Origin of the sequence: Nostoc sp. (assembly GCF_036916975.1) — a bacterium.
Classification (GTDB): Bacteria; Cyanobacteriota; Cyanobacteriia; order Cyanobacteriales; family Nostocaceae; genus Nostoc.
On record NZ_JBALFF010000069.1, the window covers coordinates 33,910 to 54,305 of the forward strand.

The 20,396-nt window shown below is 42.9% G+C and carries 16 protein-coding genes and 1 pseudogene; 8 read left to right on the top strand and 9 right to left on the bottom strand.

Annotated elements, in window-relative coordinates; genetic code table 11:
- Nucleotides 1–133 precede the first annotated feature (133 nt).
- Nucleotides 134–3,502, bottom strand: coding sequence for a DNA polymerase III subunit gamma/tau (gene dnaX / locus V7K73_RS17035; protein ID WP_334881779.1), 3,369 nt, complete (start codon nt 3,500–3,502; stop codon nt 134–136).
- A gap of 404 nt (nt 3,503–3,906) precedes the next feature.
- Between dnaX and V7K73_RS17040 the strand changes: the two genes are divergently transcribed.
- Both V7K73_RS17040 and V7K73_RS17045 read left to right on the top strand, forming a co-directional pair.
- Nucleotides 3,907–4,596 (top strand): hypothetical protein, encoded by a 690-nt coding sequence (locus V7K73_RS17040; RefSeq protein ID WP_334881906.1) that lies wholly within the window; start codon nt 3,907–3,909, stop codon nt 4,594–4,596.
- A 188-nt stretch (nt 4,597–4,784) separates the two neighbouring features.
- Nucleotides 4,785–8,636, top strand: coding sequence for a CHAT domain-containing protein (locus tag V7K73_RS17045; protein ID WP_334881780.1), 3,852 nt, complete (start codon nt 4,785–4,787; stop codon nt 8,634–8,636).
- Nucleotides 8,637–8,778: 142 nt separating this feature from the next.
- Here the strand turns inward: V7K73_RS17045 and V7K73_RS17050 are convergent, their stop codons facing one another.
- From V7K73_RS17050 to V7K73_RS17060, 3 genes are all read right to left on the bottom strand, one after another.
- Entirely contained in the window at nt 8,779–9,273 is a 495-nt protein-coding gene (locus V7K73_RS17050; protein WP_334881781.1) for a hypothetical protein, read from the bottom strand.
- A gap of 122 nt (nt 9,274–9,395) precedes the next feature.
- A complete protein-coding gene (locus V7K73_RS17055; RefSeq protein WP_334881782.1) occupies nt 9,396–9,608 on the bottom strand; it encodes a hypothetical protein in 213 nt (70 codons plus the stop codon).
- Nucleotide 9,609: 1 nt separating this feature from the next.
- The gene (locus V7K73_RS17060; protein WP_334881783.1) at nt 9,610–10,383 is read right to left on the bottom strand and encodes an AIM24 family protein; all 774 of its coding nucleotides are present in this window, start codon (nt 10,381–10,383) and stop codon (nt 9,610–9,612) included.
- 238 nt (nt 10,384–10,621) lie between these two features.
- Here V7K73_RS17060 and V7K73_RS17065 point away from each other — a divergent pair, with 238 nt between their 5' ends.
- Nucleotides 10,622–11,029: a hypothetical protein gene (locus V7K73_RS17065; protein WP_334881784.1), complete on the top strand. Its 408-nt coding sequence runs from the start codon at nt 10,622–10,624 to the stop codon at nt 11,027–11,029.
- A 183-nt stretch (nt 11,030–11,212) separates the two neighbouring features.
- On the opposite strand, the gene V7K73_RS17070 is transcribed toward V7K73_RS17065, so the two are convergent.
- The 3 genes from V7K73_RS17070 to V7K73_RS17080 are packed head-to-tail and all read right to left on the bottom strand — an operon-like array spanning nt 11,213 to nt 12,501.
- The gene (locus tag V7K73_RS17070; RefSeq protein WP_334881785.1) at nt 11,213–11,536 is read right to left on the bottom strand and encodes a tyrosine-type recombinase/integrase; all 324 of its coding nucleotides are present in this window, start codon (nt 11,534–11,536) and stop codon (nt 11,213–11,215) included.
- Between the two features lie 36 nt (nt 11,537–11,572).
- Nucleotides 11,573–12,073: a tyrosine-type recombinase/integrase gene (locus tag V7K73_RS17075; protein ID WP_334881786.1), complete on the bottom strand. Its 501-nt coding sequence runs from the start codon at nt 12,071–12,073 to the stop codon at nt 11,573–11,575.
- Nucleotides 11,971–12,501, bottom strand: a complete 531-nt coding sequence (locus V7K73_RS17080; RefSeq protein ID WP_334881787.1) for a hypothetical protein — start codon at nt 12,499–12,501, stop codon at nt 11,971–11,973. The genes V7K73_RS17075 and V7K73_RS17080 overlap by 103 nt, the downstream gene beginning before the upstream one ends.
- Before the next feature lie 50 nt (nt 12,502–12,551).
- Between V7K73_RS17080 and V7K73_RS17085 the strand changes: the two are divergent.
- Together V7K73_RS17085 and V7K73_RS17090 are read left to right on the top strand one after the other, a co-directional pair.
- Nucleotides 12,552–13,664: pseudogene (locus tag V7K73_RS17085) on the top strand (IS630 family transposase).
- 35 nt (nt 13,665–13,699) lie between these two features.
- Nucleotides 13,700–14,023 (top strand): hypothetical protein, encoded by a 324-nt coding sequence (locus V7K73_RS17090; protein WP_334881788.1) that lies wholly within the window; start codon nt 13,700–13,702, stop codon nt 14,021–14,023.
- A gap of 564 nt (nt 14,024–14,587) precedes the next feature.
- Here V7K73_RS17090 and recR read toward each other — a convergent pair.
- Complete coding sequence (gene recR, locus V7K73_RS17095; protein WP_334881789.1) at nt 14,588–15,145, bottom strand: recombination mediator RecR; 558 nt, start codon at nt 15,143–15,145, stop codon at nt 14,588–14,590.
- A gap of 165 nt (nt 15,146–15,310) precedes the next feature.
- Nucleotides 15,311–15,661 (bottom strand): histidine triad nucleotide-binding protein, encoded by a 351-nt coding sequence (locus V7K73_RS17100; RefSeq protein ID WP_334881790.1) that lies wholly within the window; start codon nt 15,659–15,661, stop codon nt 15,311–15,313.
- A 267-nt stretch (nt 15,662–15,928) separates the two neighbouring features.
- Between V7K73_RS17100 and V7K73_RS17105 the strand changes: the two genes are divergently transcribed.
- From V7K73_RS17105 to V7K73_RS17115, 3 genes are all read left to right on the top strand, one after another.
- The gene (locus V7K73_RS17105; protein ID WP_334881791.1) at nt 15,929–17,875 is read left to right on the top strand and encodes an amino acid transporter; all 1,947 of its coding nucleotides are present in this window, start codon (nt 15,929–15,931) and stop codon (nt 17,873–17,875) included.
- Nucleotides 17,876–18,810: 935 nt separating this feature from the next.
- Entirely contained in the window at nt 18,811–19,350 is a 540-nt protein-coding gene (locus V7K73_RS17110; protein ID WP_334881792.1) for a L,D-transpeptidase, read from the top strand.
- A 295-nt stretch (nt 19,351–19,645) separates the two neighbouring features.
- Nucleotides 19,646–20,209, top strand: a complete 564-nt coding sequence (locus tag V7K73_RS17115) for a Uma2 family endonuclease (RefSeq protein ID WP_334881793.1) — start codon at nt 19,646–19,648, stop codon at nt 20,207–20,209.
- Nucleotides 20,210–20,396 lie beyond the last annotated feature (187 nt).

A 20,396-nucleotide genomic window follows, 5' to 3' on the forward strand; every position in this document is an offset into this window, starting at 1 on the left:
TAGGAGTTAGGAGTTGGGAGTTGGGAGTTAGGAGTTAGGAGTTGGGAGTTAGGAGTTTGGAGTTAGGAGTTAGGAGTTGGGAGTTAGGAGTTGGGAGTTGGGAGTTGGGAATTCTCTCGCAATGCCCAATTTTTTATTCATCATCAAGTTCTGATTCTTCTACCCACTCAGGTGTAGTTATGGAATCGGAGGATTCTGGGAAATCATCTGCAAAACGGATAATTTGTCCATTGAAAAATTCTGCAAAACGTTGAGCTGCGATCGCTACTTCGTCAGGTTCCCAATCAGGTGCGGGTGTTAGTTTTGGACTTGGAGGCAAAGCTTGCACCCCATTTCCATTTACGCCATTTCTATTTGCGCCATTTCTATTTACGCCATTTCCATTTACGCCATTTCCATTTACGCCATTTCCATTTTTTGCTGCTGTCAGTGCTGATGGTGGAGTGGTTGGCTGTGGTGCTAAACCTGGAGACGAAATTTGCTGGTTATAACTGGCTGTCGGTGCTTGCTGAACGCGAGTAGAGTCTTTTGGGGGTGGATTTTTTTTGGCTGAGGTAGGAATTGCAGAACTGACTTGTTCCAGAGTTACCTGAACTTCACATTGAAAAGTCTGCTGGAAAGCTGCTTTCATCATTGGAAGATCAGATTTAAGTGTTTCATACCATTTAGCCCCTTTAACGGCAATACGCGCTACAGTACCGTTAAACTCTATTAGCTGGCACATTTGCCCCAGTAAAGCTTGCCTAGAAGGCATGGGAAAATTAGCACGCACTTGTTGCCAAACCTGAGTTAAGTCATATTCTGCTTCATCAACAACTTCTGAAGTTACTGGTTCAACGTTCGCAGGTGGTACGGGAACTGATACTGGTTCTGGGGTTGGTGGTGAAACTGAGTTAGCACCAGAATTATGATTTGTTTCCCCTTCTACTGGGGGAGATGAAATTACAGGCTGATTTTGGGTAGGCGCTACATGATGGTTTGCAGAATTATGATTTGTTTGCGGTTCAGCTACAGGTAAAGAAGAGACTGGGTGATTTTGGGCAACTGCTAGAGGATAGCTTGGAGATATAGCAGGGGTGTTAACTCGCGGCGTGACACTTGGGGATTGTGGCTGAATAATCGTCGCACTGGGTAACAATCCTAGTAATGTTACTTCCAACCACAAACGCGGCTGGGTGGTATTTTTAATTTGCACTTCAGCTTCTCGCAAATGTTTTTGTCCTGCCAAAATCACGCTCATATCGAAGTATTGAGCAAACTCAACCAAGGCTGCCCAGGTTTGCTGAGTACAAGCAACCAAATCGTGGCGATTGGGTGCAGTTTTAGCAATGAGTAAATCGCGGTAGAAGGCGGCGAGATTTTGCAGAAGAGTTAGCGGTTCTCGACCACGATCTAGAATGTAGTGAATACAGTCTAGAACTGCTTCGGGTTTATCTTGAGCGATCGCATTTAACAGCCCCAGCAAGTCTTGTTCGCTTACTGTCCCCACCAAATCCCAAACTCTATCCGGTGTCACTTCACCCGCTAATAAACCCAATTGATCGAGTAGACTTTCAGCATCTCGTAATCCTCCCTGAGCAAGTTGGCCTACCAGGGTTACAGCGTCGGGCGAAATATGAATATTTTCTTTAGATGCGATCGCACTTAAATGCTTTACCATCGCCTCTAAATGAATACGTCTAAAATCAAACCTTTGACAGCGCGAAATAATCGTTGGTAAAACCCGTTGTGGGTCTGTTGTCGCCAACACAAAAACTACGTGTCTCGGTGGTTCTTCTAACGTCTTTAATAGCGCATTGAATGCCTGGGTACTAAGCATGTGGCAATTGTGTACCAAGAGCATATTTGCCACAAAGTTATGATTATCTGCCACTTCAATGTCATAAACTCGCTCAACCCCAGCGAGGTGAACAGATTCGACTGTCTCCAAACTTGTAATCCATTGAGGGGATGGAATATTGTTTAAGGTCTGCCAGCCATTTTCTACTGGTGCTTGCTCCCAACCGTATATAGTAGTATGTCTTGCCGTTACTACTTCTGGTGTAAAATTTTGTTGTTGCTGAGTATCCCATTGCTGTAAGCCAAGTAGCAATGAGTTGGTTTTCTGCGGCAGAGAATCCTTCTGTATGTAGCTGAATTTGTGGACTTCCTTCGGGACTGATGGCAAGTGAGCCATCATCGCAAAACCACCAAGCAAGTCCTTCTGGGGTAATTCGATTAAGCCAGTCCATAGAGACGAGTTTTTTATCCCTATTCGGTTTAACGATGTCAAAGACATCTTTGAGTTGGGGATGACAACCTGTGTTACAGATAACTGATATGTTTCCGTATCCTTTGTTAACTGTAGTTCGCAGTTTTGGACGCAATTCTTCAAGGCGATAGGCTTTGTATTCCAACCATTCTTGCTGCTTTTCTGAGTGTGTCCAACACAATCTGGGGAATCTACTGTATTTATTGGGATAACTGATAGAGCAATCTCCAAGTAAGGTTCCGTAGATAAGCCCAAGTGCATTTGGCTGGATAACTGCCGCATTGGCAAGGAACTTTTCTGTTCTAAGTTCCCAAATTCCGTGTCCTTTTTTATATGGATGTTTTTTCCAGCGAGACTGGATGCTGATGATCCCTCGGCCTTTTTTTTGTAAAAACGTTGGGATATCAAGCTTTTCTTCACACCCGCAAGCACAGAAAGGTCGCAATAACTCGGCTTGTTTAAGGATAGATTCCAGGTCGGATGATTTTTGCCCAGATGTATTGCCTTTAAACTGGTGTCCGCTAGCAAATCTCCGGGTGCGTCCATCGATACCAAATTTGTAAATGAGGATGCCGCATCCACATTCACAGGGGATAGTATCTTCATTCCTTCTTTTACGTCCAATGCTTGTAGCCATCCCTGGTTTGTCCTAATTAAATGATTACCCGTACATCTAATTTCTCGCTGAGTTGTTTTGATAACCAAGGTTTGCCGTTCTCCTTGGTCTAACCAGTTGACAACTTTCTTGAATTCCCACTTAAGAGATGAGTCGTTGTAACTCAGAACCCTCTTATCTTTGATTTTGGGGTCATCGATTCTTTGAAGTCCCTCATCAGTCAAGACCAGAGAATCTCCAGTTAAGCATTCATCGATTACATAAACCTTGTAGCGACACTGCACAGGAGCAAACTGGGCTTTTTCAATCAACTCGCGGATATTATCAACACCAGTGTTACTGGCGGCATCGATTTCAATTATGTCTAAGGCGTAGCCCTTGGTGATTCCTTGACAAACTTCACACACGCCACAGGGTTCAGCAGTGGGCAAGTCACTTTTGAGACAATTGAGAGATTTAGCCAGAATCCGCGCACTAGAAGTTTTCCCCGTACCTCTTGGCCCAGTGAATAAATAGGCGGGGGCGATTTTGGATGTGCCGATCGCATTCGTGAGGGTGGTAGCGATCGCCTCTTGGCCCACCAGTTCAGCAAAACTTTTGGGGCGATATTTGTGATGCAGGGGTTCGTAAGACATGGAAATATAGACTTCAATGCCTTTCAAAGTTAATTAGTAGCACTGAGTCGAGTTTAGGATTCAATTATTTTAGACTCTTGTACCTGCTTGGTTTGTACATATTGCCATAGCCCTTGCGCGATTCCTAATGCCGTGAATTTTGGCATCAAAGAAAGCAAGTAACCAAAGCTTATCCTCTACTATGATTTCAATATCAAAGTATTGGAATTATAGCATACCATTTAGTACATTTGTTCTATCTTGCGAGTGGGGAGTGGGGATGAGGGAGTGAGGGAGCGAGGGAGTGAGGGAAATGACAAATGACAAATGACAAATGACAAAAGAATTTTAATGACTGAACTAGCGTCATAGTCCAGTGCGATCGCTACAATCTTAGGATAAAGCAAAACTCGATGGTGCAGCAGATGCTCAAGCGGCTATTTCAATGGCTCAAAAAGCTTTTTCAGAGCTTGTTCGGTGGAAAACAGACTGCCTCAAAATCTAGAGGAAATGTGCCAAAAGAACCAGCGCCACCCCTAACCGATACCGATCTGGAATTTCTCTTCAACGAACTTTTGCAAGGAGTACATCAAGCACGAGGGGAAGTGTGGGCGCAAAAGTGGCTGCATAATGTTGAACATCGCATTTCAACTGAAGACTGGGTTGAGTGGTTAAGGCGCTTTGGCGACAGATTGCTAGCATCACCTACACCCAATAATGAAATAGCTGCACGGTTAGTCCAATTGGGTGAGTTGAGCATCGGAGAAATCGGAGATGTTGCCTATACTATCGGGATGCAGTTGTTGACACGCAATCAAGGCGAACCAATTTGGGAATATGAAGGGCCAGATGCTTTTACCACGATACCATCTGAGCCAACCGTCCCCATATCAGAGTCAGAGTCAATAGATACCCCAGAGAACCCCCCAGAGGGAGAATACCAAACTGTCACCCTAGAAGAGTTGCTTGTGATGTTGCAGCAAGATGAAAACTTACGCCAGCAAATTGCTCAACAGCTTGCCGTTGAGACAGATGATCCAGAATTGCTTGTCCAGGCATTAATCAATCAATTATATCCTGCCGGTCAATCGACTACAGAGCAAACAGAAAATTAACCACTTGGCATCAAGAGTCGAATCTAGGAATTGTAACGTTGTAATACTCTACTCTTGAAGTTTTGTATATTTTTTGCTAACGTGCGACGGAAGCCCTGTCTTGATCTAATGGATTTTTACGAAATTGATGATTTTTTTAACACAACGATGGCTACAATCTAGAAAAAGAAAATCCAATAGTGTGGCAGATGCTCAGGCGGATATCGCAGTCGCTTAGAAGGTTTATAAAGCGCCTCATTGAAAGTAAGCAGGCTAGTTCTCTCAAGGGGGCAAGAGAACACAATCTGGTGGATATACTACCAGAACTAACCAATGCGGATCTGGAACAATTGTTTATCCAATTGTTAGAAGGCGTGCATCAAGCACGAGGACGACAGTGGGCATTGAGGTATCTGCAACGAGTAGAAAATCGCATTCCGGCTGAACGCTGGATAGACTGGTTGGTGATGTTTGGCGAAAGCTTGCTAGCTTCATCGGCACCAAATCCGCTTTTAGCAACAAAGATGGTGCAATTAGGGGAACTTGGTGTTGGCAGAATTGGAGATGTTGCTTATGACATTGGCATCCGATTGATGCAAAACTCACCTTCACAGATAGACTATGAGGAGAATTATCCAGAAGAGGATTTAGAAATCACTCCTGGGGAAGAACTGATCGGCAATTTAGGCGAGCAGTTATGGGAGTATGATCAACCAGATGTAATAGAAACTACTCCAGGGCTTGAACTGATCCGCAATTTAGGGGAGCAGTTATGGGAGTATGATGAACCAAATGTGGTAGAAATCACAACCGATGAAGAAATTATCCCAACTTCGCCTGGGCAAGAGTTAATCCGCAGTTTAGGTGAGCAATTATGGGAGTATGATGAGCCAGATGTTGCACCAATAACGTCAGCGCCTGAAAACACCTCTAGGGAGGAAACATTCACCGCGAATTTAGAGGAACTGGTATTAGATGATCAAAGGGAAGAAGCCCAAACCACAATACCCGAAAATTTCCCTCTCCCTGCCGCAGAAGATTCAATCACCTCATTAGCACAACTCAGGTTCGATGATGATGAAGTTGTTCAAAGTAGAACAGCAGCAAATCTCCTTTCTACTAGACAAAGAAATGAATTAACAACTTCTCCCTCAGTGGAAACCTGGGATAACACTTTGACCAATTTAGAGCCAAATGTGGCTAATACATTAGATGAGTTGTGGGTGAGATTGGATCAAAGTACCAATTTAGTCCAGCAACTTGCTTCTAATTTAGCAGTTCAAAGCAGCAATTCTCCTGGTATAATTGAGCGACATGGTGATGATCCTGTTACCCAGGCTCAAGCGTGGTTTTATCAAGGTCTAAGCCAAGCGAAAACAGGCAATTTGTTAGGCGCGATCGCATCTTATGACAAAGCCATTGAACTTCAAGCAGAGTTCTCAGAGTATTGGTTTAACCGAGGCTTGACGCTGTTCCATTTAGAACGTTTTGATGAAGCGATCGCATCTTACGAAACCGCCACACAACTAAAACCCGACTTCTACAAAGCTTGGTACAATCGGGGTGGAACTCTCGGAGAATTAGGATATTTTGAAGAAGCGATCGCTTCTTTTGACAAAGCCATAGAAATCAAACCAGACTACCAAGAAGCATGGTCTAGCAAGGGTTTGGCACTGCTGAAATTAGGTTGGCTACCCGAAGCTATTTCTAGCTATGACCAAGCGCTACATTTGGAACCAGAAGACCAAGAAAACTGGTATCACCGTGGCATAGCTCTAGCTGTCGGCGAACAATTTACAGAAGCGATTATATCTTACGACAAAGCGCTAGAAATTAACCCAGAGTATCACGAAGTTTGGATAGACCGGGGTGTAGTACTATTTAATTTAGGAAGATGGTCAGAAGCGATCGCCTCCTGGGATAAAGCACTGTCAGTTCAATCCGACTTCTACTTAGCTTGGTACAACCGGGGTATAGCGTTAGACAACTTAGGACGGAGACAAGAAGCGATCGCCTCCTATCAACAAACGATCGCCATTAAACCCGACTTTCACTTAGCTTGGTATAATCAGGCAGTAGCATTGTTTTATTTAGAACAATTTGTCGAAGCGATCGGCTGTTATGACAACGCTTTGCAAATTAAACAAGATTATTGGGAAGCTTGGATAGGTCGAGGAACTGCGATCGGTCATTTAGTGAACTCTGACAGATTGCTAATGTCGAGTAGTATCACAGCGATAAATCCCGCCTTACAACAGGGCGGCTACGAAGGGAAATTAGCCAGCTACGAGGAAGGGTTAAAACATCTGCGGACAGATACCCATCCAGAAGGTTGGGGTAAATTGCATTTTGCGATCGCTAATACTTACTACGATCAAGGCAAAAAAAATACTAATCCCCGCGATTATTGGCGCAAAGCCGCATCTGAGTACCATCAAGCGCTGTTAACCCTGACACTAGAATATTTTCCCCAGATGCACCTAGAGGTTTTACAATCTCTAAGCAAAGTTTTAATGGGTTTGGGACAAACAACACAAGTTCAAGAATTGCTGCAACGCGGTACAGATTTATTGCGACAATTATTGAGTGAAGAAACTCGCTCAGACGAAAGTAAAAAACAGTTAGCCCTGAAATTTGCAGGCTTTGACCAATTGGCAGTTGACTTAGCCGTAGAGTCCGGTGATTTAGTTGAAGCCTGGGAAATTGCCGAACAAGGCAAAAATGCTTGTTTAAACTGGCTGCTTTATGGCTGGAATGATAATATTTACTCGCCCCATCATGGCGCAATTCAACAACTATTCAATCCTACAACAGCAATTATTTACTGGCATATTAGTCCAGTCGCCCTACACACATTTATTCTCAAAGACCAAGCGCCATCACCCATCCTCCTATTTACACCCATGCAAGATACTGGGGCAATACCTTTAGGAGAAGACGCTATCCGTCTAAATGAATTACCTCTACCCGAAGCAGTACAACGCTTAATTGAATTTGAAACTTGGCTAGAAGATTGGCATCAACAATACCAAGAATATCGCAGCACAGCCCAAGACAAAGAAAGTAAAAGCCAGCATTCTTGGCGGGTTGATATGGAAGAAAAGCTGTTGCATCTGTATGAAATTCTAAATATTCCGACAATTGCACAAGAACTCGAAGGCATAACCCAACTAGTTTTAATTCCTCACCGTGACTTGTACAGATTGCCCATTCATACACTTTTCCATTTTTCTTCGCCATCGTCGGAAGCATTGCCGAATGTCGAGTCAAATTTCAGCGTTACCTATCTACCTAGCGCCCAAATAGGTTTGTCAATAAGAACTGAAGATATCTGGCAGTGGCAAAATAAATTGTTACTTAGTGTTGAACATCCCGAAAATACAGGTTCTCCCACACTTAAATTTGCCAAACTTGAATCTGAAGTTATTAGCCAGATGTTCAATAATACCCAGCAAATTCAAGGTTCACAAGCTACGAAAAATATTATTGAAAACGCCTTATTTGATAATTATAACATCTTTCATTTTACAGGTCATGTCATTAATAATTTGGCTGAACCCAAAAAATCAGAATTACTATTAGCCCGTGAAGACAAACTTACTCTCGATGAAATCTCTCAACACAATCTAGCAAGTTACAATCTTATTACCCTCTCTGCTTGTGAAAATTTAACTACTAGCAACCACACTATCAGCAGCGAATATGTGAGTTTAGTGACTGGTTTGGTGAGTCAAGGCGTTCCTCATGTAGTGAGTACTCTGTGGAGTGTAGAATCTTCAGCTAGTGCCTTGGTAATGATAGAGTTTTACCGACGATTACAGCCCAATAAATCAGCAGTTACAGCCTTAGCTGAAGCAACCCGATGGCTGAAAGAACTAACTGCTGGAGAACTAACAAAATGGTATGAAGATGTCTTGAATAATCTGCATTCTGAAGAATTACGAATTCAAACTTATTTAGCCACACAACTATATAGAAATAGTAAAATGGCATCAGATAAAAATCTTTATAATCATCCTTACTACTGGGCAGCATTCACGATTACAGGTAAACCGAATTAGAATAATTCGTAATGACGCTCCTACGTCGCTACCGCTACGCTGTTTTCATGGCCCTTTGGGCTGTACGTAATTCGTAATTCGTAATGACGCTCGTTTCTCTGGTAGAGAAGGTTTTTGGTGCTAACTGAACCCTATTGGGCTTTCAGTTATCAAATAGTAGGTTAATTGGGCGGATGTCGCGGATCTTGAGGGTTCTTTTACCGGAGGTATCGTCGTCATCAATCGTGACCAGGTATTTCACGACCGTATGGTTTGCATTTCCACCAGTCACGGTGACAACAAATGCTGAGTAACTGTTAGTGCTTGTGCTACAACCACTTCGGTCATGAAAGGTTTGATTCCATTCACCAATATGGACACCCTCGCCTCGTGGCTCATCACCACTTTGTTTAATTTCATTGAGGAGAGCTACTTTCAGTTGAGAAAGCTTTGATTTTTTATCAGCAAGCATAAGTAAAAGATACTGATTGCGATTAAACTGGTCAAGGTTGCCGCCGTTGCTGCATTTATCTTCGTAGTTGGCTTCAGCTGAATCCGGGCTGGTCATCACCAATGCTGGGATCTTGGGAGACTGAGCGGCGTGTCCAGAAGTTGTCGCTAGTGCCAGAACACATAAAGTAAAAAAACCAAAGCGCATTCAATTCTCCAAGCGTGAATTAGTGTGTCCAATCAAGATTAACTGCAACGGACACTAAAGCATAGGGTTTGCCTGGTAGGCGTATGCAGCTTGGGGGGTGAAATGAGCAGTGATACCGAAAGTTACGCGCTAAGAAATTGATGAGCCGTTTTCAACCCAAGCGATGGCGTAACCGCCCACCGTAGGCGATCGCCCTCCATAAAATTCTTAGAGTCAAAGTTGCACACTTGAGGAGCGTAGTTTACCGCCGCAGGCATCGCTGTTTTGTGGCAGTACACTGGCACTATGAAAATCCACCAGTGCGATCGCAATGCACCCGCGCAATTCTCTGCCACTTTAACTCAAATTACTGCTGCCACCGACTTGGGCTGCGCCCTCTGGTGCTGGTGGGTGGTAAGTCATAGACTGTAACCCCAAACGACCAGGGCCAATAAAACGGTTGAGAGTAAATGAAATACCGCCAAGCATTACTCCAATTGCTCCGAAGATGCCGCCACTAGATTGCAGCGCCGTTACTGTCTCCATCTTCACTGATGAGTCTTTCCATAACCATGCTCCTGGCTCAACATCGAGTACTTCCCCAGGAGCAAGATACTTTTCAAAGACATTACCGTAACCGTGGATTAAAAGCAGCCCTCCCTGTTGCTGACCAATGAAGCGGTCAATAAATAAGCCGCCACTGCGACTAAAAAAGAGGTTTGCCAGCCCTCGCTGAAAAAAGAAACTGTACTCAATATTACTCGTAGCGAGTAAAAACTGATGTTCGCGCACGTCCACTGTCTGTCCACGCTCTAATTGCAGCACCACAATCTGTCCTGGAGCCTCACGAGAGAAAGCAATATTCCCTGGGCCATGTGCTTCACTGATAAAAATTTGCAGTCCGGCAAAGAAACGCTTGGCTGCCCCTTTTAAACCTTTGATACCAAGGCGAACATTCGGATGTTTCCACAGTAAAATATGATGCTCAAAGTAAATCGATTGCTGTTGTCCCAGATGGACATCTACTACAGGTACTACTTCTCCTTCGATTCTTAAGGTCAAGTCACCAGAATGAAAGAAATCTTTCGGATTTTTTAATTCAGGTATCGGTTCACTACTGAAGTCTGGCATAGTCTTTACTTTTCGATGGTTGTTTTATAAATCATTTTCTCCCATTCTCCAATTGTTTTACGCGGATATGAGTTTGACCTTTATAGGCTCTTGAGCAGGGGGCAGGGGGTAGGCGAGAAAGATTCGCTCAAATTAGTCTTACAAAGAGAACCGATACAAAACATTACCATCCTCATTTACTTCAAAATCAGCATTGAGTTCCTTGGCTTTCTCATCTAAATAGGGACATACAATTGCCTTGCTGCAAGGCTTAGAGGAATTGCTCTCTAGGTTTGATAGCAATATTGATATCGATGTTACGCCTAGCAGCAAATCGGTTTTGCAGCTGGAGAAAAAGTTGGAAACCAAGCTCGACGTAATGATCAAAAAACTAGAACTCATCGAACGGGCTATTTCATCAACTCGATACAACAGTCAAGCTAGACCTCGAAAACAAGCGCACCCATACCAACAGCCCCAAGTTGAACTCCTTGCATTACCTGCCCAAAACCTAGCACCGCGACTAGGTTTAACACCGTCGAGCCTCGCAACTGAGCGAGAAAATAAGAGTGATAAAGAATTTATCAGTTGGACTCGTAATCGTGACCCAAGGGGCATAGTAGGGGAATGGAATGCAAAAGATAGGTTGTATCACCCCATAAAATAAATGCTAATTTCCCAATCGGGAAAATATTACTGCAAATTGTTACTGCATTTTATACTGTATTTTATCTGGAGTTAGAGTAGATGCAGGAAATTTTGCAGCGATCGCTAATTGGTGCTGGTTGCTCCTTGCCAGATGTTTTTGTAGTGCTAAGTAGCTTAATGTAGGACTACAAAGCCTCGAATATCAGCATAGTCCGAAACCTTTTCCCATCCCCAAGAATATGCGCTCAGACATCTCCAGTTGATCGCGATTGCGGTTATCATCGTAAATCTGGAGCGTATTTAATTTAGCGTGTCTACTGAGTTTCTGGGCTTTCCCCACATTGCCATCAGTCTTTTCAAGTACAGCTGTAATACCACTATGGCGGCAACGGTGCGGACTCATGTGTTTTTCAACACCAGCCCGTTTAAACAACCGTTTGACTATTTTATAAATGCCATCCCCAGTTAACCTGTGACCAGAATTTTGGAAGTCCACCGAGGTAAACAATGGGCGGGACAAAGACATATCACCCTTCGGGTGACGCTCATAAGTCGCTAACGCTCACTTATGAGCAGTCGCTCTTTGCTGGGAACCAACAAGACCGCGCTGGGAACCACCACGGGCAATCAGCCAGTCAGTAATCGCAATGACCGTGACTTTTGGCAGATTGACTCTCACTCGTACTTGCTTGCCCTTACCCAAAATTGATAGCGTCCCTCTAGATGTGTCAAAATGTCTTATATCTAAGGTGCTAATCTCATTTCTCCTCAAAGCATTGCCCCACAGTAGCAGCAACAAAGCATAGTCCCGCTTCCCTACCAAGAAGGAGCGATCGCACTGCCGGATCACGCTCAAAAATTCCGGCTCGGTGACACCGCTAGTGTCGCGGTAGAGCTGCACTGGGATACTGTCTACATCCACAGCATAGTTGCACACACCCAGCTTTCGCCCATAAGTAATCAGAGATTTAATTGCAGCCAGTCGGCGGTTAATCGTGTTAGGTGATAACCCAGCTTCATTGAGTATGGCTCTATATTTATAGGACTTACGCAAAATGACCAAAAAACGAACCGCAGAGGACGCAGAGAACACAGAGGAATAAGAGTTTGAGAGAGTTTTTGCGTAAGTCCTGATTTAGTCACTACCTGGGTAGCTTTGTGACCTGATAGATGCAAAAATTCCAAGATAGAATCGCGTTGTGGTGGTTGCCCAGTCATGCGAACAAAGAAATCCGTAATGTCTCGGCGGTATCCTCTACGGGTTCCCTCACTGTTTTTTGAGCGAAGCAACTCCTCAAGCACGTCGGGAGGAGAGTCAATGGAGCCAGGAAAGTATGCCTCAATTTTGGCACTGAGGGCATTTTCTAATTTTTGGACTACAACCAACTCAACGGATTCTGTATCTTTGCTCATGACTCCAAAGGGGCTACGGTATTGAAAACGTTCCCATCCCAATACCCATGCAGTTTTTACTCTTAAGCTGTTCCACATTTCAATTGCATAAATAGTAAACTAGATATATCCGTACATTCAGCATTATTATGCCTGCCAAAGGGTTTCTAGCTCAATCTCAAAAAGACAATTTACAAAAAGCTTTAAAAGATAGCGATCGCTATGAATTGACACAGAGAATATTGATGTTACTTCTGATGAATGATGGAAAAACTTATCAGGAGATAAGTGAATTTTTAGGCTGTTCATATAGGAGTGTAGCATATTGGTGTGTTCACGGTGATCCAGACAATTTAGAAACTCTAAAAGATGATAGAAGAAAAGGAAATCACCAGAAAGCGACAAATGAATATATTGAGTTATTAATGGGAGTGATTGACAAAGAGCCAAGTGAATTAGGCTATGAATTTGGACGATGGACAACAGCAAGATTAGCTACATATTTAGAAGAAAAAACAGGTATTAAGTTAAGTGGAGAACAAGTCAGGAGAATATTAAAGCAAAAAAAGTATGCTAACATGCAGGGCAAAATATAGTCTAGAGGATAAGCAAGATCCGATAAAAAGAGAGGTCTTTAAAGAAAAACTGCTTGGATATCTAGAAGCTTCAAAGTCTTGTCCCTCATGTTGCAAGTCTGGTTTTGGGATGAGAGTGGTTTTAGTCTCAGGGTAATTAGACGTAAAAATTGGAGCAAAAAAGGTTCGAGTAAAAAAGTAACAGGTCAGAGGAGTCGCGGGCGTATAAATATAATGGGAGGAGTAAGATTTCACGACAGCAAAAGAATGTGTTATTTCATTGAGAAAGGGAATGGTGAAATTTTTTATGAGCAGTTAAAAAATTTAAATGAATTTGTGAAAAAAGAATGGGTTTTAGCAGGAAATATAGAATCTAATTTTTCGGAGAATGTCCCATTAATTTTAATTATTATGGACAATGCTAGTTGCCATAAAAAGAAAGTAATTATAGAGGCGATTGAGAAAGAGTTACCAAACATTAAACTAGATTTTCTGCCGGCATATAGCCCAGACATGAATTTATTCAAATTGGTATGGCATTCAGCTAAAGAATATATAGCAGGCAGGTTATTTAAATCAGTCGATGAACTCAAAAACTTACTTGATAAGCTGTTAAATCAAGGAGAGTTAATTATTAAATTGGGAAGAAAAGTTAAGAATAAGGGCAATATTACTATTGCAACTTAAATGTGGAATAGCTTATCAAAGAAATTTTGGGGCAAATGTCAACACCAGAATTTATCCGGAAGTTAGAGGAGCATGGTTATTCGCCTTTGGGGATGAGTAAATTTATTAGCCACCTCAAAACAGTCTTGCCTGACAACTTCAGGGAGCGTAGTTGGACACCCACAGTCAACGGAGCGCGGGAACGAATTCAGTCTCACTTCACCTTTCTTCACCACCTACCCAAGGCATTTGGGATGAAAGTGTCCGAGGGTACACCAGATCCATCGCAACCTAAAACGGAATTTTGGGCTTATTTCAAAGCTGAGTGCGAAGAAGGGTGTCCGCCGAGATACCTGCAAAAAGAGACACGTTGTAAATAAATATTTCAAACAATCCCTTGTTAATTTACTAATTTGCCCAAAGATGATATAGGGCGAATCAAACTTTTGCACGGTAAAACCAAGCTTTCATCTCTTTTTGTCCCTTACACTTGCCCATAAATGACCCATTTAGGGAATGTCTTCATCTGAATAGTCAAGTTTCGGTTGAGGCTGAAACGACGGTAAATCAAGGTTTTTGACAATTTACTTTACAAAACTTTACAACGTGTCCCAATTTGCACGTATCTCGACGGATACCCCATAAGAGTTAACATCTATATTAGTCAGAGCTTAGTTAGCGTACAATCTCCGCTAACTATTTTTCTCTTCCCCACGCTTTTTTTCGTTCACCCATTTAGACCCCGCCACAAAACTTACCGCTTGTTAGAAGGGCCCATTAGTTATGAGGGGTGAAAAAGTTTGTAGTAAGGACTTTAGTCCTGGATTTTTAAGCACTGAAGTGCTTACTACAAACTCATTAAATATTAATACGATAGACCAATAGGTTGCGTTGCGCTTTGTTTAACCCAAGCGTATTGATTGGTTTATAAATTTTAATTAAGCCTAATCTAACTCCCTACGTCCTTCCAATGCCCTTGCCAGAGTCACTTCGTCGGCATACTCCAAATCACCACCTACAGGCAAACCAAAGGCAATCCGCGTCACCTTGGTAAATGGTTTCAGTAGCTGACCGATATACAGTGTTGTTGTCTCCCCTTCTACACTTGGACTAATTGCCAGAATTACTTCTTGAGGTTTTTGCTGACTCACCCGGCGCTGCAAAGCCACTATAGTCAATTGTTCTGGGCCAATTCCATCAATTGGCGAAATCACCCCACCTAAAACGTGATATTTGCCTTTGTACTCGCGGGTTTTTTCCAGCGCAATCACATCGCGGGGATCTGCTACAACACAAATAGTTTTGTTGTCACGATTGGCATTGCGGCAGATTTCACAAACAGGTTCAGCAGATAGGTGAAAGCAAACAGAACACAAGCCTATCTGTTTTTTTGCTTCAATCAGCGCTTGTGCCAAAGCTTCTACTTCTGCTTCTGGTCGCTTCAAAATATGCAAAGCCAGTCGTTGGGCAGATTTGGGGCCAACTCCCGGTAGGCGTTGCAATTGCTCAATTAACCGTGCTAAAGGGCGTGCGTAAACCGTTGTTTTATCTCCAGAATGTTTTTACCATAACTATGATGACATTCCTAGAAAATTTTGGAAGGAAGCGTTTTTGATTTAGTGATGAATCGCGTCTAGAGACACAATTCATCTGGTTTTATGGTTTTATCAACCAGGCGGCCAGTTCAATTGCCGTCCTCCTAAAATATGCAGATGTAAGTGGCCGACTGTCTGGCCACCATCATCACCAGTGTTGATCACAACTCGATAACCGTTTTCCAGTCCAGCTTCTTTTGCAACACGTTTGACGGTTAACAAAAGATGCCCCAACAAAGCATGATCCTGAGGTTCAGCATCAGCTAGTGTGGGAATGGGTTTTTTGGGAATGACGAGGATGTGAATTGGCGCTTGCGGGTGGATGTCCTTGAATGCCAAGGCTAAATTATCCTCATAAACAATATCAACGGGAATTTCCCGACGAATGATTTTGCTGAAAATCGTTTCTGTAGTTTCACTCATACCAATCTACCTACTCATCTGCTAGAGATTTTAACCTTGAAGGTGCAAAAGCTTTAATCCCAAAATATACGGCTACGGAATTTTTTTATATACTAGAAGCTGCAATTTATCTTGATAGGCCAGACTACTGCCAACAGCTACGATATATTTTGCCTTTCGGACAAGATGCAAAACATACAATAATATTGCTATATCTTTGTAGTTGAAAATTTTAATAAACCACAAAGGCTAAAAATCACAAAGCCGATTGCAACACAACCGTATTTGATGGCTAAATCAATTGTTTCAACAAACCGGCTCGGTAGCCAGTTAATCCACTGGTTGCTTGAAGAAGATCGAGGAGAGAAAGAAGGGCCTTACCGGAAAGAAGAACCACATCGGCAGCATCCTTGGTGGCAGGTGATGTGCTTAACTGGTGTAGATTATTTCTCGACCCTTGGCTATCAACCTGGGATTGCAGCATTGGCTGCTGGCGCTCTTTCTCCTGTAGCTACCCTAATTCTAGTTTTGCTGACACTCTTTGGAGCATTGCCAATTTATCGGCGCATTGCTGCCGAAAGCCCTCATGGTGAAGGGTCGATCGCAATGTTAGAGCGTTTACTCCCCTGGTGGCAAGGCAAACTACTTGTGCTATGCTTACTCGGCTTTGTGGCAACTGACTTTATTATTACCATTACCTTGTCAGCTGCTGATGCCACAGCCCATATTATCGAAAATCCGCTAATCCCACATTGGCTTCACAATCAGACGATCGCAATTACCCTGATATTAGTTGCATTACTAGGCGCAGTTTTCTTGAGAGGTTTCCGAGAAGCGATTGGTATTGCAGTCTTTTTAGTGGGAGTTTATCTGCTGTTAAACTTAATTATTGTAAGCCTTGGGCTGTATCAGATTTTAACTCACCCCGAAGCGATCGCTAACTGGCAGACTGCACTTTTTGCCCGCCATTCCAACCCTTTAATATTACTTGGCATAGCTCTTTTGATATTCCCTAAGCTAGCCCTGGGATTATCAGGGTTTGAGACTGGCGTAACCGTTATGCCCCTGGTCAAAGGTAGCAACAATAACACTCCCGACCACCCCAAAGGGCGGATTCGGAATACACGCAAGCTGCTCACCAGTGCTGCTCTGATTATGAGCTTCTTTTTGCTTACCACCAGCTTTATCACCACTTTATTGATTCCAGCCGCAGAATTTGTATCTGGGGGCAAAGCTAATGGACGCGCCCTAGCTTACCTGGCACATCTGTATCTAGGCGATGGCATTGGCACAATTTACGATTTAAGTACTATTTCTATTTTGTGGTTTGCAGGTGCATCTGCAATGGCAGGGTTGCTGAATATTGTGCCTCGCTACCTACCACGCTATGGCATGGCACCCAATTGGGCAAGAGCAACGCGACCTTTAGTGTTAGTCTACACAGCGATCGCCTTTGTTGTCACAATTATCTTCAGAGCAAATGTAGAAGCCCAAGGTGGGGCTTATGCAACTGGTGTGCTTGTGTTAATTACCTCAGCCGCCTTTGCCGTAACCTTATCAGCCCACCGTCACAGACAGAAGCGGGCAAGACTGGTATTTGCCATTATCACACTGTTATTTTTATATACCACTGTTGTTAATATCATCGAAAGACCAGAAGGCATTAGAATCGCTGGTTTTTTCATCAGTGCGATCATTTTTACCTCGCTGGTTTCTCGTGTTTGGCGTTCAACTGAACTGCGAACAGAACGGATCGAAGTTGACGAACTTGCTAGCCAATTCCTTGCCGAAGAGAGCCAGGGAGCAATACGGCTAATTGCTAATAGGTTGAATACGGGTGATGTCCTAGAGTATTCTCTCAAAGAGCAAGAAGTACGCGAGGACAACCATATTCCACCCAACGATCCAATTCTTTTTCTAGAGATTCGGGTATCAGATGCTTCAGAATTTGCGGATGTGATCAAAGTAAGAGGGGTACAAGTTGGTGATTACCGCATCCTCCGGGCTGAGAGTGCAGCAGTACCTAATGCGATCGCAGCTTTACTACTATATATTCGTGACCAAACAGGTAAGATTCCCCATGCTTACTTCGGCTGGGTTGAGGGCAACCCCATACAATATTTACTGCGTTTTATCTTGTTTGGGGAAGGTGATATTGCTGTAGTCACCCGTGAAGTACTCCGTCGGGCTGAAAAGAATCCCCACATGCGTCCTGGCGTTCATGTTGGCGGCTGAGAAAATTTATAGCGATTCTCGGCTAGGGACACGGCATTACCGTGTACCTATGAGTATTTGTGTTATCTGGATTGGGCTATAGTTGATCCCACGTTTAAAAACGTGGGTTCCCTTCTGCCTTCTGCCTTCTGAAATATTTTAGATTTGAATTGTCGTCGATTTATTTCCAGATATACTGGCTGACCCAATAACCGAAAATCATTAATAACAAGAAATCAAGACAATTGAGTGATTCCCAGCAATATTTTATGCTGCGAATATTCGGAGTCGGAATTACTGTATTTGAAATAAAATAGAGAAGAGGGCATCTAACGATTTGCCCAAAATAATAAGCGTGAATCCTGACAATTACTGTGTGAAATTAAAAATGCAAATATAAATTTGGGGAAAGTTTGTATTTAGGCATTTCAATGACAGATTTTTTCTGAAGGTGTCCTTTCTAATTGGTCATTGGTCATCGGTCATTAGTTAAGTAGGTAGGCATAATTAAATATAAGATCAAACCTCACCCTCAATCCCTCTCCAAAACATCGGAGAGGGAAGCCGGAGGCAGGGTGAGGTTTTATATTTAATTTGACCCACTTATTTAGAACTCATCATTTAGTTAAGGACAAATGACAAATGTGCAAATTTAATGCAGATTAGCTTAAGACTTGTTTTAAAAAGCCTTAGCGGATGCAATACTGCGTAGGTTTTGCCTAAAAAATAACTCGAATGTAGGTTGGTTTGAGGAACAAAATCCAGCATTTTTAGGGGTTTGTTGGGTAACACTTAAGTTCAACCCAACCTACAAATTTTCTTAACCTACGTAGTATTGTTAGCGGATGAATTGCGTAAATCCTCAACAGGAAGCGAGTAGTCTATCTGGAAATTTGTAGTTTTCCAGAAAATTACTTCACTTGATAATTTTTGCGTAGTTTAAAAGGTGAGGCATAATGCAATCTTGGATTCGCAGTGGTAGAATTCGTTCTTCAGGAACTTTTTGTACAGGCGTGGCGCTGATGGTGGCAACTCTATTTTCTTGGTCATCACCTTTAGCAGGTACACCCAACTTTACTACAGCAACAGCCGCGTCAGTGGATGAAAACAGCATCACTGCATCTAATATCAGGCAAAGATCCCAACCTCGCTGGATTGAAATTGACTTGTCAGAGCAACGCTTACGTGCATGGGAAGGTAAAAGGCTTGTTTATTCATACCGCATTTCTGGAGGCAAGCGATCGACCCCCACACCCATAGGTAGATTTCGGATTGATTCTAAGTATCGCACTCACCGGATGCGAGGCAGGGATTACAATATTCCTGATGTTCCTTACACAATGTATTTCTACAAAGGCTATGCCATTCACGGTGCTTACTGGCATAACCGTTTTGGAACTCCAGTCAGCCACGGTTGCGTAAATTTACCTGTTAAGCAAGCTCGCAATCTTTACAACTGGGCTTCAACGGGAACTTTGGTAGTGGTGCGGAAATAATTCGTAATTCGTAATTCGTAATTAAGGCTCTGGCACGCTCTGCGTTAAGCCAAGCGTTGCCTATTTGCTTTACGTAATTAGTAATTAAGATAGGACTTACGCATCAAGTACGAAATGTAGGGGCAATTCATGAATTGCCTCTACGAGAAATCAAGGCTTTCAGTGCCTTGAAAGCGTAAGTTTTGTAAGAGTTGTAATTGTGCCTTTGATGTATGGACGGTTGCGTTCACGGAGTTAAGCACCTGTCTATACATACTGCTAGACTAAAAACACATCTTCGAGGGATTTAGGAGCGATGAGCTACTCAACTTCTCAACTACTTACCCTGGAGGAGTTTCTGAAGCTCCCAGAAACAAAGCCTACGAATGAATATATTAATGGTGAGATTATTCCTAAGCCAATGCCGAAAGGGAAGCATAGTCGTTTGCAGCTAAGACTCTGCAATAGCATTAACGAAGTAGCAGAAAGCCAAAAAATTGCTTATGCATTCCCAGAGTTGCGCTGTAGCTTTGGTATCCGCTCAATTGTGCCTGATGTAGCAGTTTTTAACTGGTCACGAATTCCATTTGATGCTGATGGGGAAGTTCCTAACGATTTTTTGCTGTGGCCAGATTGGACAATTAAAATCCTCTCTCCAGAACAGAGTTCAAACCGAGTAATTGGCAACATTCTTTACTGCTTACAGCATGGTTGCGGACTAGGATGGTTAATTGATCCAACCGATCGCTCAATTTTGGTTTTCCGTCTGGGACAACAACCAGAGTTGCTCCAGGGAGAAGATTTTTTGCCTGTATTACCAGAAATTCAACTTGCACTAACCGTCAATCAAGTTTTTGGATGGTTAAAAATGGGTGGTTAGAAATAACTTACAGCAGATTTCAAGGAAAATGAGGTACACAAGCTCGCGTCCCTGACCCAGGTATAAAGCGTATTTTACTCCAATACGGTTCAGTTAAGGCTAAAATCCTTTGTAAATTCAATTTTTTTAACGAACCACAGAGGACACAGAGAACACAGAGGAATAAGGAGGAGAGAGTTTTTTGAGT

What these genes read in the sequence shown, in the direction of transcription:
- dnaX (WP_334881779.1), bottom strand. Translation starts at nt 3,502, where the DNA reads ATGTCTTACGAACCCCTGCATCACAAATATCGCCCCAAAAGTTTTGCT.
- V7K73_RS17040 (WP_334881906.1), top strand. Translation starts at nt 3,907, where the DNA reads ATGCTCAAGCGGCTATTTCAATGGCTCAAAAAGCTTTTTCAGAGCTTG.
- V7K73_RS17045 (WP_334881780.1), top strand. Translation starts at nt 4,785, where the DNA reads ATGCTCAGGCGGATATCGCAGTCGCTTAGAAGGTTTATAAAGCGCCTC.
- V7K73_RS17050 (WP_334881781.1), bottom strand. Translation starts at nt 9,273, where the DNA reads ATGCGCTTTGGTTTTTTTACTTTATGTGTTCTGGCACTAGCGACAACT.
- V7K73_RS17060 (WP_334881783.1), bottom strand. Translation starts at nt 10,383, where the DNA reads ATGCCAGACTTCAGTAGTGAACCGATACCTGAATTAAAAAATCCGAAA.
- V7K73_RS17070 (WP_334881785.1), bottom strand. Translation starts at nt 11,536, where the DNA reads ATGTCTTTGTCCCGCCCATTGTTTACCTCGGTGGACTTCCAAAATTCT.
- V7K73_RS17080 (WP_334881787.1), bottom strand. Translation starts at nt 12,501, where the DNA reads ATGTGGAACAGCTTAAGAGTAAAAACTGCATGGGTATTGGGATGGGAA.
- V7K73_RS17090 (WP_334881788.1), top strand. Translation starts at nt 13,700, where the DNA reads ATGTCAACACCAGAATTTATCCGGAAGTTAGAGGAGCATGGTTATTCG.
- V7K73_RS17100 (WP_334881790.1), bottom strand. Translation starts at nt 15,661, where the DNA reads ATGAGTGAAACTACAGAAACGATTTTCAGCAAAATCATTCGTCGGGAA.
- V7K73_RS17105 (WP_334881791.1), top strand. Translation starts at nt 15,929, where the DNA reads ATGGCTAAATCAATTGTTTCAACAAACCGGCTCGGTAGCCAGTTAATC.
- V7K73_RS17110 (WP_334881792.1), top strand. Translation starts at nt 18,811, where the DNA reads ATGCAATCTTGGATTCGCAGTGGTAGAATTCGTTCTTCAGGAACTTTT.
- V7K73_RS17115 (WP_334881793.1), top strand. Translation starts at nt 19,646, where the DNA reads ATGAGCTACTCAACTTCTCAACTACTTACCCTGGAGGAGTTTCTGAAG.